Annotated in this window: 16 protein-coding genes; 7 read left to right on the top strand and 9 right to left on the bottom strand. The window is 60.6% G+C overall.

The genetic code is table 11. The annotated features are described in order from the left end of the window. The first annotated feature begins 15 nt into the window (after nucleotides 1-15). The 5 genes from ACVWXD_RS26405 (at nucleotide 16) to ACVWXD_RS26385 (ending at nucleotide 4,838) form a co-directional block, all read left to right on the top strand. Nucleotides 16-1,695, top strand: a complete 1,680-nt coding sequence (locus tag ACVWXD_RS26405; protein ID WP_260367062.1) for a GspE/PulE family protein — start codon at nucleotides 16-18, stop codon at nucleotides 1,693-1,695. Nucleotides 1,696-1,772: 77 nt separating this feature from the next. Beyond that, the gene (locus ACVWXD_RS26400) at nucleotides 1,773-2,693 is read left to right on the top strand and encodes an SPFH domain-containing protein (protein WP_032884271.1); all 921 of its coding nucleotides are present in this window, start codon (nucleotides 1,773-1,775) and stop codon (nucleotides 2,691-2,693) included. A gap of 10 nt (nucleotides 2,694-2,703) precedes the next feature. Then, entirely contained in the window at nucleotides 2,704-3,150 is a 447-nt protein-coding gene (locus ACVWXD_RS26395) for an NfeD family protein (protein ID WP_095185168.1), read from the top strand. Nucleotides 3,151-3,219: 69 nt separating this feature from the next. Then, the gene (locus ACVWXD_RS26390) at nucleotides 3,220-3,534 is read left to right on the top strand and encodes a DUF2388 domain-containing protein (protein ID WP_003176799.1); all 315 of its coding nucleotides are present in this window, start codon (nucleotides 3,220-3,222) and stop codon (nucleotides 3,532-3,534) included. 164 nt (nucleotides 3,535-3,698) lie between these two features. Beyond that, on the top strand, nucleotides 3,699-4,838 hold the full coding sequence (locus ACVWXD_RS26385; RefSeq protein ID WP_032884274.1) for a DegT/DnrJ/EryC1/StrS family aminotransferase: 1,140 nt from the start codon (nucleotides 3,699-3,701) through the stop codon (nucleotides 4,836-4,838). A gap of 46 nt (nucleotides 4,839-4,884) precedes the next feature. Here ACVWXD_RS26385 and gcvH read toward each other — a convergent pair whose 3' ends face one another. From gcvH to ACVWXD_RS26340, 9 genes are all read right to left on the bottom strand, one after another. After that, on the bottom strand, nucleotides 4,885-5,268 hold the full coding sequence (gene gcvH, locus ACVWXD_RS26380) for a glycine cleavage system protein GcvH (RefSeq protein WP_032884276.1): 384 nt from the start codon (nucleotides 5,266-5,268) through the stop codon (nucleotides 4,885-4,887). Between the two features lie 51 nt (nucleotides 5,269-5,319). Next, complete coding sequence (gene gcvT / locus ACVWXD_RS26375; RefSeq protein WP_032884277.1) at nucleotides 5,320-6,402, bottom strand: glycine cleavage system aminomethyltransferase GcvT; 1,083 nt, start codon at nucleotides 6,400-6,402, stop codon at nucleotides 5,320-5,322. A gap of 156 nt (nucleotides 6,403-6,558) precedes the next feature. Continuing rightward, complete coding sequence (locus ACVWXD_RS26370) at nucleotides 6,559-8,175, bottom strand: ABC transporter permease (RefSeq protein WP_122754214.1); 1,617 nt, start codon at nucleotides 8,173-8,175, stop codon at nucleotides 6,559-6,561. 164 nt (nucleotides 8,176-8,339) lie between these two features. Then, entirely contained in the window at nucleotides 8,340-9,344 is a 1,005-nt protein-coding gene (locus ACVWXD_RS26365) for an extracellular solute-binding protein (protein WP_032884279.1), read from the bottom strand. Between the two features lie 95 nt (nucleotides 9,345-9,439). Beyond that, the gene (locus tag ACVWXD_RS26360) at nucleotides 9,440-10,657 is read right to left on the bottom strand and encodes a 2-octaprenyl-3-methyl-6-methoxy-1,4-benzoquinol hydroxylase (protein WP_163033280.1); all 1,218 of its coding nucleotides are present in this window, start codon (nucleotides 10,655-10,657) and stop codon (nucleotides 9,440-9,442) included. Nucleotides 10,658-10,666: 9 nt separating this feature from the next. Continuing rightward, nucleotides 10,667-11,152, bottom strand: a complete 486-nt coding sequence (locus ACVWXD_RS26355) for a DUF4442 domain-containing protein (RefSeq protein WP_032884283.1) — start codon at nucleotides 11,150-11,152, stop codon at nucleotides 10,667-10,669. Beyond that, nucleotides 11,145-12,332, bottom strand: coding sequence for a 2-octaprenyl-6-methoxyphenyl hydroxylase (gene ubiH / locus ACVWXD_RS26350; RefSeq protein ID WP_099601730.1), 1,188 nt, complete (start codon nucleotides 12,330-12,332; stop codon nucleotides 11,145-11,147). The genes ACVWXD_RS26355 and ubiH overlap by 8 nt, the downstream gene beginning before the upstream one ends. Further along, the gene (gene pepP / locus ACVWXD_RS26345) at nucleotides 12,329-13,651 is read right to left on the bottom strand and encodes a Xaa-Pro aminopeptidase (RefSeq protein WP_032884285.1); all 1,323 of its coding nucleotides are present in this window, start codon (nucleotides 13,649-13,651) and stop codon (nucleotides 12,329-12,331) included. The genes ubiH and pepP overlap by 4 nt, the downstream gene beginning before the upstream one ends. 20 nt (nucleotides 13,652-13,671) lie before the next feature. Further along, nucleotides 13,672-14,229 carry a YecA/YgfB family protein gene (locus ACVWXD_RS26340; RefSeq protein ID WP_032884286.1) on the bottom strand — a complete coding sequence of 186 codons (558 nt, stop codon included), beginning with the start codon at nucleotides 14,227-14,229 and terminating at the stop codon, nucleotides 13,672-13,674. A 139-nt stretch (nucleotides 14,230-14,368) separates the two neighbouring features. On the opposite strand from ACVWXD_RS26340, the gene ACVWXD_RS26335 reads away from it, so the two are divergent. Both ACVWXD_RS26335 and ACVWXD_RS26330 read left to right on the top strand, forming a co-directional pair. After that, nucleotides 14,369-14,578 carry a TIGR02449 family protein gene (locus ACVWXD_RS26335; RefSeq protein ID WP_007982902.1) on the top strand — a complete coding sequence of 70 codons (210 nt, stop codon included), beginning with the start codon at nucleotides 14,369-14,371 and terminating at the stop codon, nucleotides 14,576-14,578. Next, entirely contained in the window at nucleotides 14,575-14,892 is a 318-nt protein-coding gene (locus tag ACVWXD_RS26330) for a cell division protein ZapA (RefSeq protein ID WP_027608375.1), read from the top strand. Before ACVWXD_RS26335 ends, ACVWXD_RS26330 begins: the two co-directional genes overlap by 4 nt. The last annotated feature ends 4 nt before the right edge of the window (nucleotides 14,893-14,896 follow it).

Genomic DNA, 14,896 nt, shown 5'->3' with positions numbered 1-14,896 from the left:
CCCAGGAACACCTTCATGTCTGTTGATCAGCGATTGGAACTGCATGCGTTGCTGCCGGCCTTGGTGGAGGAAGGTTTGATCACTCCCGACGCCGCGCAGCGGTTATCGGCGGCGGCGCCCGACAACGCTCAACACCCGTTGGAGCGCATCGCCTCCCATGGGCCTTCCCTGGAAACCCTGACCCAATGGCTTGCCCAGCGTGTCCAGCAACCTTATCTGCGTATCGACCCGTTGAAGATAGATGTCGCAACAGTGGTGCCACTGATGTCCCACGCGTTCGCCCAGCGCCACGCCATTCTTGCCGTGGCCGTGGATGCGCATACCGTTACCGTCGCCAGCGCCCAGCCCCACGTCAGCAGTTGGGAATCCGGACTGGCGCAAGTACTCAAGCGTTCGATCAAGCGAGTGGTTGCAAACCCTCAGGACATCCAGCGGTGTATCAGCGAGTTTTACCGGCTGGCGAAGTCCGTCAGCGGGGCCGATCAAAAGGTCGCGGTGCCGGGTAACTTCGAGTTGCTGAACCTTGGCGCCAGCGACCAAGAGCCGGACGCCAATGACGCACATATCGTTAATATCGTCGACTGGCTGTTGCAGTACGCCTTCGCACAGCGGGCCAGCGATATTCATATCGAGCCTGGCAGTGAGCAGGGCCGGGTACGTTTTCGCATTGATGGGCTGCTGCACGACGTCTATCAATTTCCACCCCAGGTGACGATGGCGGTGGTCAGCCGCCTGAAAAGCCTGGGGCGGATGAACGTGGCAGAAAAGCGCAAGCCCCAGGATGGCCGGGTCAAGACCAAAAGCCCGACGGGCGCAGAAGTTGAGTTGCGTCTGTCGACCTTGCCCACAGCCTTCGGCGAGAAACTGGTGATGCGGATTTTCGACCCTCAGGTGCTGCTCAAGGATTTTGACCAGTTGGGTTTATCCACCGAGGACCAGCACCGCTGGCACGCGATGACGCGCCAGACCAACGGCATCATCCTCGTCACCGGTCCTACCGGCTCAGGCAAGACCAGCACTCTTTACACCACGCTCAAGCAACTGGCGACCCGGGAGGTCAACCTGTGCACGGTGGAAGATCCGATCGAGATGGTCGAGCCGGCCTTTAACCAGATGCAGGTGCAGCACAACATCGACCTGACCTTCGCCAGCGGCATCCGCGCTCTGCTGCGCCAAGACCCGGACATCATCATGATCGGCGAGATTCGCGATCAGGAAACCGCAGAAATGGCTATCCAGGCCGCACTGACCGGGCACTTGGTCCTCTCGACGCTGCACACCAACGATGCGCCCAGCGCCATTAGCCGCTTGCAGGAACTGGGCATCGCTCATTATTTGATCAAGGCCACCTTGTTGGGTGTTATGGCGCAGCGCTTGGTACGAGTGCTGTGCCCCCATTGCAAGCGCTCGACGGGCGATGTCCACGAGGCCGTCGGATGTGCGGAATGTCGGAACAGCGGGTACCGGGGACGCGCAGGGGTCTACGAAATCATGGTGTTGAATGAGTCGATCAAAGCACTGATCACTCCGGGCGCCGACGTGCAGACCTTACGCCAGGCGGCTATTGCGCAAGGCATGTGCAGCCTGCGCATGGCCGGATTGAGGAAGGCGCAAGCTGGGCTGACCACGATGGCCGAAGTGTTGCGAGTAACGCCTGGGGATTCGGTAACAAATCCTTTAGTTACGGCGCGCTGAAATCGTTCTTATCTGTGACAACACCGTTACACTCGGCCAACCGTCGTTTAACTGACACCATCAGATAGGGAATCGCTATGCAGATCGGAACCGTACTGCTTCTTTTCGTGGGCTTGGCCGCCGCCATATTATTCATGGGCTTCAAGGTGGTGCCTCAAGGCTACCAGTGGACCGTCGAGCGTTTCGGCCGTTATACCAACACCCTCAAGCCTGGCCTGAACATCATCATCCCGGTCATGGATCGCATCGGTCGCAAGATCAACGTGATGGAGAGCGTGCTGGATATTCCACCCCAGGAAGTCATCACCGCCGACAACGCCACCGTACAGATCGACGCCGTGTGTTTCTTCCAGGTTGTCAATACCGCCCAGGCCGCCTACGAGGTCAACAACCTCGAACACGCCATCCGCAATTTGCTGCAAACCAATATCCGCACCGTGCTCGGCTCCATGGAGCTGGATGCCATGCTCAGCCAGCGTGACGGCATCAACGAAAAACTGCTGCGCACCGTGGATGAAGCCACTGCTCCGTGGGGCATCAAGATCACCCGTATCGAGATCAAAGACATCAGCCCGCCCGCCGACCTGATGGCCGCCATGTCCGGCCAGATGAAAGCCGAGCGGATCAAGCGTGCGCAAATCCTTGAGGCCGAAGGCCTGCGAGCATCGGCAATCCTGACTGCCGAAGGCAAGAAGCAGGCACAGATTCTTGAAGCTGAAGGTGGACGCCAAGCCGCATTCCTGGAGTCTGAAGCCCGTGAGCGTCAAGCAGAGGCTGAAGCCCGTGCAACCCAGGTGGTCTCCGAGGCCATCGCCACCGGTAACGTGCAGGCCATCAACTACTTCGTTGCGCAAAAATACATCGACGCCTTGGGCAAACTTGCCTCGGCCAACAACAGCAAGGTCATCCTGATGCCGCTTGAAGCCAGCCAGGTGATCGGTGCGGTGGGCGGCATCGGCGAGATCGTCAAGGCGACGTTCGATAACAAGAAAGGTTGAGGCCGTCGCCATGTGGGATTTCCTGCAGCATCTTTCATTCTGGGATTGGCTGGCGCTGGGTACAGTGCTGTTGATTCTTGAAGTGTTCGGCGCCGGTGGTTACCTGCTATGGATGGGTATCGCAGCAGCAGCCGTAGGCGTTATCAAGTTCCTGGTGCCGCCCCTGGGACCGGAATGGCAACTGCTGCTGTTCGCCGTGTTGTCGATATTGACAGCGGTCTACTGGTGGAAACGCCAGCGAAGCAGCGCAAAGGCCAGTGACCAACCGGGGCTCAACGAGCGCGGCTCGGAGCTGATCGGCCGCACATTTGTAGTGCACCAGGCGATCGCGGGCGGTCGGGGTAAGGTAAAAGTCGGTGATGGCGTATGGATGGTGACCGGTCCTGACAGCCCTGCAGGCGCTCAAGTACGGGTGGTTGGTCTGGATGGCGTGATTTTGAAGGTAGAAACTGTTTAGTCAGTGATGGAACTCGGTTGGGCTAACTACAATCAAACGGTACAGATCACCCACCCGGAGTCACCCACCATGCGTCTCAAATATGCTGTCGCTACCCTTGCTGTGCTTTCCCTTCCTGTCGGTTCAGCCATGGCCGACAGTTTCTGGCGCAATGTCATCTCGTCGGGCGCCACCACCGGCTCGACGTACCTGACCTTCAAGGACCACAAGCTGGTCGTTGCCGCACAAGACGACGCAGGCAGCTTTGTTGCCAGCGACGGCGGCATCCGTGGCCCATACCTGGAAGCCGCCATGCAGAAAGTCCGCGCCGACAATCCTGGCCTGCAGGCCACGGATATGGAGCTGGCTAACGCTATCCTCGCGAAAAACGCCGTCACCGAGTGATTTCCGCACTCTGAAGAATGCCGCTTTTGAAGCGGCATTTTTTTTGCCCGTAACATGACGATTCATTCACAGGTGACAGGCTATATTCAGTCAAGCCGTGCAACCATGCCGGCACTGATACCTCCCGTACTCATCGCCAACCTGAAACGGATGCATTCGTCGTTATGAGCCAACTGCCCTTTCTGCCGTTCTCCAAACCCACCATCGATGAAGCAACCATCTCGGCGGTGGGCGATGTATTGCGTTCGGGCTGGATCACCAGCGGGCCGAAGGTGCAGGCGTTCGAGGCGCAGCTGTCGGAATACTTTGGCGGGCGCCACGTTCGCACCTTCAACTCGGGCACCTGCACCATGGAGATTGCCTTGCGCATCGCCGGTATCGGGCCTGGGGATGAAGTCATCACCACACCGATTTCCTGGGTGGCAACGGCCAACGTGATTCTGGAAGTCGGTGCCACACCTGTGTTCGCCGATATCGACCCAATCACCCGCAATATCGACCTGTCCCAGGTGGAAGCCGCGATCACACCGCGCACCAAGGCCATCATCCCCGTTTACCTGGCGGGGCTGCCGTTGGATATGCCAATGCTTTACGCGCTGGCCAACAAGTACAAACTGCGTATCGTCGAAGACGCGGCCCAGGCCCTTGGCTCCAGTTGGGATGGCGAACGCATTGGCGCCACCGGGGACTTCGTTTCGTTCAGCTTCCAGGCCAACAAGAACATCACCTCGTCCGAGGGTGGTTGCCTGGTTTTGAATAGCGCCGAAGAGGCACGCCTGGCAGAAAAATACCGCCTGCAGGGCGTCACCCGTACCGGCTTCGACGGCCTGGATGTTGATGTGCTGGGTGGCAAGTTCAATATGACCGATATCGCTGCGGCCATTGGCCTGGGGCAGTTTGCCCATATCGAGAAAATCACCGCCCACCGCCAGAACCTGGCGAGGCACTACTTCAAGTGTTTCGGCAGTGACTTTGAAGAGAAGTACGGCGCACAACTGCCACCCGCCGACTTCGAAAACAGCAACTGGCACCTGTTCCAGCTAGTGCTGCCGGAGCGTCAGGACGGCCTGCCGGCCCGCGCAACGTTCATGGAACAGATGCAGGCTCATGGCGTGGGCATTGGTTATCACTACCCACCGATCCACCTGCTGAGCCTTTATCGGGCACAGGGTTTCAAGGAAGGCATGTTCCCGGTGGCGGAAAAGGTTGGGCGCTTGATTGTTTCATTGCCGATGTTCACGGCGATGACTGAGGCGGATGTGGAGCGGTCGGTGGCGGCAGTGAAAGCGGTGCTCAAACGCTAACCCTATAGGGGCCGGTTTGCCGGCCCCTATAGGGTTATGTGCGGTGTTACTCGCCGATGGCGGCTTTGTAACCAGCAGCATCCAGCAGTTTTTCCAGGTCAGCCGGGTTGCTTGGCTTGAGCTTGAAGATCCAGGCGCCATACGGGTTGGAGTTCAGCAACTCGGGGCTACCACTCAGTTCCTCGTTGACTGCAATCACTTCGCCTGCAACCGGGGCGTAGATATCCGAAGCGGCCTTGACCGACTCCACCACACCTGCCTGATCAGTCGCGCCAAACTGGGCGCCGACTTCGGCCAACTCAACAAACACCACATCACCCAACGCTTCCTGGGCGTGGTCGGAGATCCCGACGGTCACGGTACCGTCAGCTTCCAGACGGGCCCATTCATGACTCTCGGCAAAACGCAGGTCGGCCGGGATATTGCTCATAGTCTGTGTCCTCAGAAGTAGTGTCAGCGGCCATCGGCCTGCCGGAAATAGTTAGATCAAGGTTTTGCCATGGCGCACGAAGGTCGGTTTGACCACTCGAACCGGGTACCACTTGCCGCGGATTTCCACTTCGGCCCGGTCGGCAGTTGCCGTCGGTACACGCGCCAAGGCAATGGATTTGCTCAGCGTAGGAGAGAAACTACCACTGGTGATCTCACCTTCGCCAACATTGGCGATGCGAACTACCTGATGAGCGCGTAAAACCCCACGTTCTTCCAGTACCAGCCCGACCAGTTTGAACTGCACACCGGCGGCCAGCTCTGCTTCCAGCGCCGCACGCCCGATGAAATCGCGCTCGGCTGGTTCCCAGGCGATACTCCACGCCATGTTGGCCGCCAGGGGCGAAACGTTCTGGTGGATATCCTGGCCGTACAGGTTCATGCCGGCTTCCAGGCGCAGGGTGTCCCGCGCGCCGAGGCCGATAGGTGAGATGCCTGCACCCACCAGATCGTTGAAAAATCCCGGTGCCTGATCGGCAGGCAACACAATTTCCAGGCCGTCTTCGCCGGTGTAACCCGTGCGGGCGATAAACCAATCGCCGTCGGCCTCGCCTTCAAATGGCTTGAGCTGGTGGATCAGGGTGCCGCGAGACTGGGTGACCAACTCGGCGATCTTCTGCCGAGCATGGGGGCCTTGAATGGCGAGCATGGCCAACTCGGGCCGCTCGTGCAGTTGCACTTGATAGCTGCCGAGTTGCGCCTGCATCCAGGCGATGTCCTGGTCACGAGTGGCGGCGTTGACCACCAACCGGTACCCGGCATCAGTGCGATAGACAATCATGTCGTCCACCACGCCGCCCTGCTCGTTGAGCATGGCGCTGTACAACGCACGGCCACAGCCATGCAAACGTTCGACATCATTGGCCAGCAGGTGCTGGAGCCATTCCTTGGCCTGGGGGCCGCTGATATCGATCACGGTCATATGAGATACATCGAACACCCCGCAGTCGCGTCGCACCTGATGGTGCTCTTCAACTTGCGAGCCGTAATGCAAAGGCATATCCCAACCGCCAAAATCGACCATTTTCGCGCCGAGGGCGAGATGCAGGTCATACAGAGGCGTACGCTGTCCCATGGGTTTCTCCTTCCGGGCTTGGCGAAGGTGCGCAGCGTTGCTGTTCGTGCTGAAGACCTTGAATTACAAGGGCTGCAGCCACGTACAACGACCCGATCCGAAAGGCGGAGCGCACCGAATGCCGCGCATTGTAGCCTCAAGCCGTAGGACTGACACCTAACCGATTGGTCGGGCAGAGCGTCGGATCAGCCCGATCACCGGCAGCAGGCCCACCAGTACCAGTGTCAGTGCCGGCAGCGAAGCCCGTGCCCACTCGCCTTCGCTGGTCATTTCAAAGATCCGCACCGCCAGGGTGTCCCAGCCGAACGGGCGCATCAGCAAGGTTGCGGGCATTTCCTTGAGCACATCCACGAACACCAGCAGCGCAGCACTCAGGGTGCCGGGTAGCAACAGCGGAAGATACACTTTGCAAAACAGTCGCGGCCCACTCACGCCCAAACTACGCGCCGCTTCCGGCAACGAAGGCCGGATGCGCGCCAGGCTATTTTCCAGCGGCCCGTAGGCCACCGCCAGAAAACGCACCAGATACGCCAGCACCAGCGCCGACAGGCTGCCCAGCAACAGCGGTTTGCCCGCACCACCGAGCCAGCCGGACAGCGGCACCACCAGTTCGCGGTCCAGATAACTGAACGCCAACATGATCGACACCGCCAGCACCGAACCCGGCAACGCATAGCCAACATTGGCCAGGCTGATACCGGAGCGAATCGCCCGGGTCGGCGACAGGCGGTTGGCGAAGGCAAGTACCAACGCCACGCTGACCGTGATCAATGCCGCGATACCACCGAGATAGAGGGTATGGACGATCAGACCCGAATACCGCTCATCCAGGTCGAACCGGCCGCGCTGCCAGAACCACGCGATCAACTGCAGCACCGGAATGACAAAGGCGCACGCAAACACCAGCCCACACCAGGCACTGGCGGCTAACGCTTTGAACCCACGCAGGTGGTAGAGCGCCTTGCCCCGAGGCCGCTCATTGCTGGGACGGCTCGCGCCACGGGCACGCCGTTCGCCGTACAGCACCAGCATCACCACCAGCAATAACAGGCTGGCCAGTTGGGCTGCGCTGGAAAGACTGAAAAAGCCGTACCAGGTTTTATAGATCGCGGTGGTAAAGGTATCGAAGTTGAACACCGAGACCGCACCGAAATCCGCCAGGGTTTCCATCAACGCCAGGGCGACCCCGGCGCCAATCGCCGGCCGCGCCATGGGTAGCGCCACGCGCCAGAACGCTTGCCACGGCGATTGCCCCAACACTCGCGCGGCTTCCATCAGGCCTTTGCCCTGGGCCAGGAATGCAGTGCGCGCCAGCAGGTAGACGTAGGGGTAGAACACCAGCACCAACACGATGATCACGCCACTGGTGGAACGCACGCGAGGCAGGCGCAGACCGGTGCCGAACCACTCTCGCAGCAGGGTCTGCACTGGGCCTGCGAAATCCAGCAGGCCAACAAAGACGAAGGCAAGCACGTAGGCGGGGATGGCGAAGGGGAGCATCAACGCCCAGTCAAGCCAGCGCCGGCCGGGGAATTCGCAGAGGCTAGTGAGCCAGGCCAGGCTTACGCCCAAGAGGGTCACGCCCAAACCCACCCCAACCACAAGGGTCAGGGTATTGCCCAGCAGCCGGGGCATCTGGGTTTCCCACAGATGGGACCAGATTTGCGCATCGATGCTTTGCCAGGACAGCAACAGCACGCTCAGCGGCAGCAGCACCAGGGCGGCGACGGTGAAAACCGGCAGGTACCAGCGGCGTTGGGCGGGGTGGGCCAAAGGTGGGTTCTCGATAATGAAGATCTTGAAATCACCACAACCCAATGTGGAAGGGGGCTTGCCCCCGATGTCGGAATGTCAGTCGACTCATCGGTGACTGATCCTCCGCCATCGGGGGCAAGCCCCCTCCCACATTTGGATCTGCGGCGTCCTACAAATTGTACTTAGTTCCAGCCGGCGCGATCCATCAAGCGAATGGCTTCAGCCTGGCGCTTACCCGCCACTTCCACCGGCAAGGTGTCCGCAACGAACTTGCCCCAGGTCGCCACTTCGGCCGACGGCGGTACAGCCGGGTTGGCCGGGAACTCCTGATTCACATCGGCAAAGATCTTCTGCGCTTCAGGTGTGGTCATCCATTCCACCAGAGCCTTGGCGGCTTCCGGGTGTGGCGCGTGCTTGGTCAAGCCGATACCCGACAGGTTCACATGCACACCACGGTCGCCCTGGTTCGGCCAGAACAGCTTCACAGCCAGGTCCGGCTTCTGCTTGTGCAGGCGGCCGTAGTAGTAGGTGTTGACGATACCCACGTCGCACTGCCCGGCGTTGATCGCCTCCAGCACGGCGATGTCATCAGAGAACACGTCAGTAGAGAGGTTATTCACCCAGCCCTTGACGATTTCTTCGGTCTTGGCCGCGCCGTGGGTTTCGATCAGGGTCGCGGTGAGCGACTGGTTGTAGACCTTTTTCGCCGTGCGCAGGCACAGACGACCTTCCCACTGTTTGTCGGCCAGGGCTTCGTAGGTGGTCAAATCACCCGGTTTTACCCGGTCAGTGGAATAGGCGATGGTCCGCGCACGCAGGCTCAAGCCAGTCCAAGCGTGGGCGGATGAGCGGTATTGCAGAGGAATGTTCTTGTCGATCACGGGCGAGGTGAAGGGTTGCAGGATGCCCATTTGCTCGGCCTGCCAGAGGTTGCCGGCATCCACGGTGAGCAACAGGTCGGCGGTAGCGTTTTCGCCCTCGGCCTTGATGCGCTGCATCAGCGGGGCTTCCTTGTCGGTGATGAACTTCACCTGGACGCCAGTCTTTTTGGTGTAGGCATCGAACACGGGTTTGATCAGTTCGTCGATGCGCGAGGAGTAGACCACCACTTCGTCGGCTGCCTGCACAGTCGTGCTGCCGATCAGGGTGAGTGCCAGGGCAGTCAGTAGGCGCTTGGGTGCCAACATGGGTGCGGTCTCTCATTTGCAAAGTGAGCGCAAATGATAGGGACTCACATTTGGTAACGCTCGGTGGAGGCGTTACCAGATGTTGCACAGATGCCTCAGGGTTTCGCGAGTGTTGGCAGATCGCCCGTCAAGCCCAAGGCCTGGCGCACAAATACCGCTTTGGCTTCGGGCATCTGGTCGACCATCTTCAGCCCGGCGTTACGCAACCAACGTAACGGCAGTTGATCGGCCTGGAACAACCGCTCAAAACCTTCCATTGCGGCCATCAGCGCCAAGTTGTGGGGCATCCGACGACGTTCGTAACGGCTCAGCACTTTCACATCCGCCAGACGCTCGCCGCGTTCAGTAGCCGACAACAACACTTCGGCCAGCACCGCCGCATCGAGGAAACCCAGGTTGACGCCCTGCCCGGCCAACGGGTGGATCACATGAGCCGCATCGCCGATCAACGCCAGGCCCTCGGCCACGTAGCGTTTGGCGTGACGCTGGCGCAACGGTACGCAAACCCGTGGATCAGCACTGACCACAGTGCCAAGCCGCCCTTCAAAGGCGCGCTCCAGCTCACGGCAAAAACTCTCATCATCCAAGGCCATCAGGCGCTCGGACTCAGCCGGTGTGGTGGACCATACGATCGAACACCAATCTTCCTGCCCATCGCGTACCAACGGCAAAAACGCCAACGGGCCGGTGTCGGTAAAGCGTTGCCACGCCGTACGCTGGTGCGGCTGACTGCTACGCACGCTGGTGACAATGGCGTTATGCAAGTAATCCCATTCACGGGTGGCGGTGCCGGTCAGGCGACGCACGGCGGAGTTGGCGCCATCGGCGGCGACCACCAACGGCGCGCGCAAGGTGCGGCCATCGGCCAGGGTCAGCAGCCAGTCATCGCCGGAGCGGCGCATCTGCTCCAACCGCGCGTTGGCCAGCAGGCCCAAGTCGCAGTCGTGCAGGCGATCAAGCAAAGCATCCTGCACCACACGGTTTTCGACGATATGCCCGAGCACCTCGGCGTGCACGCTGGCCGCCGAAAAGTGGATCTGCCCAGTGCCGCTGCCATCCCACACCTGCATCTCGCCGTAAGGGCTGGCCCGGCGCGACACAATGCCGTCCCACACGCCCAAGCGCTCCAGGATGCGCTGGCTGGCGGCCGATAAGGCGCTCACGCGGGGTTCGAAGGCCGCGTCACGGTCGAACGGTTTGACGCTCAGCGGGCTGCCATCGAGCAGCAGCACTTGCAGGCCACTGCCCTGCAACGCCAGCGCCAGCGCGCTTCCGACCATTCCGGCCCCGACAATCAGCACATCTGCGCGCATGTCCATGGTTTAAGCCTGTCTCGCTTGCGGCTTGCGCCGCACGTAAAGGGTTTTGTCGACCCGCGCCACCAGGGTGCCGGAGCCGTCATGAATCTGGACCGTGAGGTGAGGCAGGTATTTCTCGCCGCCTTCGGTCTGTCGGCGCACCTCGTCAAGCAAGGCCTCGTCGATGAAAAATTCGGCGTACACCGGGCCTTTTCCCGGCGAGATAAAGTCGATGCTCGCGGCCTTGTCCCAGACGATGTAGTCGCGGCCCAGATTTTCCATCAGCATCAGCATGTAGAACGGGTCGACCATCGAATACAGGCTACCGCCGAACTGCGTGCCGACGTAATTACGGTTGTACCAACCCAGCCCCATGCGCACTTTGACGTGACGAAAATCCGCGCTCATATGCTGCACGCTGACGCCAGCGCCCAGGTATGGCGGGTACAGGGTCATGATCCAACGCAGCAAGCGCGCCTTGCCCAACCGCGCCACCAACCACTTACGCATCGGGACGCGTCCCCAAGCCCATGGCCTGACGGGCGAACCAGCGTTTGGCCGGCGGCAACAAATCCAGGCCCAGCAGACCCATATTGCGGCCCAGCGCTACCAGCGGTTGTGCACTGCCAAACAGGCGCGTGACCTGATCGGAGAAACCGACAGTCAACTTCTGGTCCATACGCTGGCGCTCGCGGTACGCCTGTAACGTCGCCAGGTCACCGGGCACCGCTGGCCCGGCGAGCAGGGCCTCGGCCAAGGCACTCGCATCGCGCAGGGAAAGGTTGAAACCCTGCCCTGCAATTGGGTGCAGGCTGTGGGCGGCGTTGCCGAGGATCACCAGGTGGGAACGTACCTGCTCTTCGGCTTCCACCAGGGTCAGCGGATACAAATGGCGCGCGCCGACTTGCTTCAAGGTGCCCAGACGGTAGCCGAACACGCTCTGTAATTCGCTGAGGAAACTGCGTTCGTCGAGGGCGGCCAGGCGCTGGGCGTCCATGCCGATGCGTGTCCACACCAGCGCGCAGCGGTTGTCTGGCAGCGGCAGCAAGGCCATCGGGCCTTCGTCGGTGAAGCGCTCGAAGGCTTCGCCGTTATGGGCTTCGCTGGGAGTGATGTTGGCAATCAGCGCGCTCTGGTTGTACGGACGGGTCTTCACGCCAATGCCCAATTGCTCGCGCAAGCCGGATCGGCCGCCATCGGCGAGCACGGCGAGGTCGCATTCCAACACGGTTTCATCGTTGAGCGTCAGGCGATAGCCGTCGGGCAGCGGCTCCATGCGGGTGACTTCCGCCGGGCAGCGCCAGCTGACCACGTCTTTGTCCAGGCCTTGCCACAGGCATTGGCCGAGCCAGGCGTTTTCCACTACGTAGCCGAGTGCTGGCACACCCTCCTCCATGGCGGACAAACGTGCGGTGGAGAAACGCCCACGGTCCGACACGTGAATCTGCTTGATCGGCTCGGCTCGGCGGGAAACCTCCTGCCAGATACCCAGCCGCTGATAAATCTGGCGCGCGCCAAACGACAGCGCCGACGATCGTGCATCGTAGCTTGGCTGGTAGCTGTCGCCCGGAGCGAAGGGCTCGATCAGCATGATCTTCCAGCCCCGCGCCTTGGCCCCGGCCTGCAACGCCAGCGCCAGGCTGGCGCCCACCAGGCCACCGCCGATAATCGCGAGATTGACCCGGCTCATCGGGAGGCCGCCATCAGCGCTTCGATCTCGACGACGGTCTTGGGAACGCCGCCGGTCAGGATTTCACAGCCTTGCTTGGTCACTACCACGTCGTCCTCGATGCGTACGCCAATGCCACGCCATTTCTTCGCCACGTTCTGGTTGTCCGGCGAAATATAGATCCCCGGCTCCACGGTCAACGCCATGCCGACTTCCAGCACCCGCCATTCACCGCCCACCTTGTACTCGCCCACATCGTGCACATCCATGCCCAGCCAATGGCCGGCGCGGTGCATATAGAAAGGTTTATAGGCTTCGCTGGCGATAAGTTCGTCAACGTCACCTTGCAGCAGTCCCAACTTAACCAGCCCAGCGGTGATGACCTGCACGGTCGCCTCATGGGCCTGGTTCCAATGTTTATTCGGCGCGATCTCGGCAAAGGCGGCTTCCTGGGAGGCCAGCACAATCTCGTAGATCGCTTTTTGCTCAGGTGAAAACTTTCCGTTGACCGGCCAGGTGCGGGTAATGTCGCTGGCGTAGCAGTCGATCTCGCAACCGGCGTCGATCAGCACCAGGTCCCCATCCTTGAGCAGCGCGTCATTCTGCTGGTAATGCAGGATGCAGCTGTTGCGCCCGGCGGCGACGATGGAGCCGTAAGCCGGCATCTTCGCGCCGCCTTTGCGGAATTCGTAATCCAGCTCGGCTTCCAGGCTGAACTCATGCAACCCAGCGCGGCTGGCCTGCATCGCCTTGACGTGGGCAGCGCAGGAAATCCGCGCGGCCTCGCGCATCACCCTCACTTCTGCCGCCGATTTATACAGGCGCATGTCGTGGAGCAGATGATCCAAGGCAACAAATTCGTTCGGGGGCTGGGCGCCGAGGTGCGCTTTAGAGCGGATCACGTTGATCCACTCCATCACGTGCCGGTCAAATTCAGCGTTGCTGCCCATGGCCGAATACACCCGGTCACGGCCTTCGATCAGGCCGGGCAGGATGTCGTCGATATCGGTGATGGGGAAGGCATCGTCGGCGCCAAACTCACGGATTGCGCCTTCGGTACCGGCACGCAGGCCGTCCCACAGTTCACGCTCGGCATTGCGTTCGCGGCAGAACAGCACGTACTCGCCATGCTGGCGACCGGGCATCAGCACGATCACTGCTTCGGGTTCGGGGAAACCGCTCAGGTACTGGAAGTCGCTGTCCTGGCGGTAAACGTGCTCGACATCGCGATTGCGGATGGCCACGGCGGCGGCCGGCAGAATCGCGATGCTGTTGGGTTCCATCTGCGCCATGAGCGCCTTGCGGCGGCGGGTGTATTCCGCTTTGGGGATATGGATCATGGGCAGATGGGCTTCCTTTCTTAGTGCAGCGACGGCTTGGGTGCAGCAGGCTCAGCGGACTTCTTGGTCTCGGTGAACAGCAGCAGCGGCGCGACGCGCAGGTATTCCATGACTTCCATGTAGTCGCCTTCGCCGTCTTCGGACTCTTCCAGCGCATCTTGCACTTGGGAGATCGCGGCGAGGTCCTGCAGCACTTCCTTGGCGTCGGTGCTCAGCTCCAGGCCGCCGGCGTTCACGCCGAAACCGTGGAGGAAACCCTGGCACCATTGGCCCAATGCGGCGGCGCGTTCGGTGAGCGGAGCGTCGTCGGTCGGTAGCAACAGGACTACGGTGACGTCATCACCGGTCAGTTCGCCCTTGACCATCTCTTGCAGGCCGATCAGCGCGTTACGCACGTTGTCGGTCGGTTCGGTTTCCAACAGCTCGGCGACATCGGCCAACCAGTTGTCGGCATCAAAGCCAACACCGGTGCAGCTGCGACCCAACAGCACGCCGTGCAGTTCGGCAGGCGAACATGGGTGACCGCTGGTGCTCAGCAGTGTGGAAAAAGCGTCGTACGGAGAGTTCTTAGTGGGCATGGTGAGCTAGGCGCCAGACGGCGCAATGTCTAGAATGGAGCGCTGTATCCTAGCACCGGCAGACGTACCAAGACTATCAAGGGCGTCAGATCGTTTATCCTGCAGTTGCCATTCATCAGACAAAATCCAGTGGAACCCAATGGAAGACACCGACCTGCAAGCGCTGATGGCCAGACTCGAATTGCTAATTACTCGGGTCGAGCAACTTAAGAGTCAAAACGGACTCCTATTAGCTCAGGAAAAGACCTGGCGCGAGGAACGCGCTCACCTCATTGAAAAAAACGAAATCGCCCGGCGTAAGGTCGAATCGATGATTTCGCGCCTGAAGGCCCTGGAGCAAGACTCATGAGTTCAAGCAATAGCGTCACCGTGCAGATCCTCGACAAAGAATATTCGATCATCTGTCCCCAGGAAGAGCGCAACAACCTGGTGAGCGCCGCCCGTTACCTGGATGGAAAAATGCGTGAAATCCGCAGCAGCGGCAAAGTGATCGGCGCCGACCGTATCGCCGTGATGGCCGCGCTGAACATTACCCACGATCTGCTGCATAAGCAGGAACGCCCTGACGTGCAGGCCAGCGGCTCGACCCGCGAGCAGGTTCGCGATCTGCTCGAACGTGTTGATCTGGTGCTTTCCAGCGACACAGAGCAACCCAAGGGCTGATCCC

This window comes from Pseudomonas sp. TE3911, assembly GCF_054062775.1.
The sequence above is the reverse complement of the archived record's forward strand: the minus strand, read 5'-3'. Positions and strand labels throughout refer to the sequence as shown.

Excerpts from the sequence above, each read along its gene's own strand:
- ACVWXD_RS26405 (WP_260367062.1), top strand. The coding sequence starts at position 16 with ATGTCTGTTGATCAGCGATTGGAACTGCATGCGTTGCTGCCGGCCTTG.
- ACVWXD_RS26400 (WP_032884271.1), top strand. The coding sequence starts at position 1,773 with ATGCAGATCGGAACCGTACTGCTTCTTTTCGTGGGCTTGGCCGCCGCC.
- ACVWXD_RS26395 (WP_095185168.1), top strand. The coding sequence starts at position 2,704 with ATGTGGGATTTCCTGCAGCATCTTTCATTCTGGGATTGGCTGGCGCTG.
- ACVWXD_RS26390 (WP_003176799.1), top strand. The coding sequence starts at position 3,220 with ATGCGTCTCAAATATGCTGTCGCTACCCTTGCTGTGCTTTCCCTTCCT.
- ACVWXD_RS26385 (WP_032884274.1), top strand. The coding sequence starts at position 3,699 with ATGAGCCAACTGCCCTTTCTGCCGTTCTCCAAACCCACCATCGATGAA.
- gcvH (WP_032884276.1), bottom strand. The coding sequence starts at position 5,268 with ATGAGCAATATCCCGGCCGACCTGCGTTTTGCCGAGAGTCATGAATGG.
- gcvT (WP_032884277.1), bottom strand. The coding sequence starts at position 6,402 with ATGGGACAGCGTACGCCTCTGTATGACCTGCATCTCGCCCTCGGCGCG.
- ACVWXD_RS26365 (WP_032884279.1), bottom strand. The coding sequence starts at position 9,344 with ATGTTGGCACCCAAGCGCCTACTGACTGCCCTGGCACTCACCCTGATC.
- ACVWXD_RS26360 (WP_163033280.1), bottom strand. The coding sequence starts at position 10,657 with ATGCGCGCAGATGTGCTGATTGTCGGGGCCGGAATGGTCGGAAGCGCG.
- ACVWXD_RS26355 (WP_032884283.1), bottom strand. The coding sequence starts at position 11,152 with ATGCGTAAGTGGTTGGTGGCGCGGTTGGGCAAGGCGCGCTTGCTGCGT.
- ubiH (WP_099601730.1), bottom strand. The coding sequence starts at position 12,332 with ATGAGCCGGGTCAATCTCGCGATTATCGGCGGTGGCCTGGTGGGCGCC.
- pepP (WP_032884285.1), bottom strand. The coding sequence starts at position 13,651 with ATGATCCATATCCCCAAAGCGGAATACACCCGCCGCCGCAAGGCGCTC.
- ACVWXD_RS26340 (WP_032884286.1), bottom strand. The coding sequence starts at position 14,229 with ATGCCCACTAAGAACTCTCCGTACGACGCTTTTTCCACACTGCTGAGC.
- ACVWXD_RS26335 (WP_007982902.1), top strand. The coding sequence starts at position 14,369 with ATGGAAGACACCGACCTGCAAGCGCTGATGGCCAGACTCGAATTGCTA.
- ACVWXD_RS26330 (WP_027608375.1), top strand. The coding sequence starts at position 14,575 with ATGAGTTCAAGCAATAGCGTCACCGTGCAGATCCTCGACAAAGAATAT.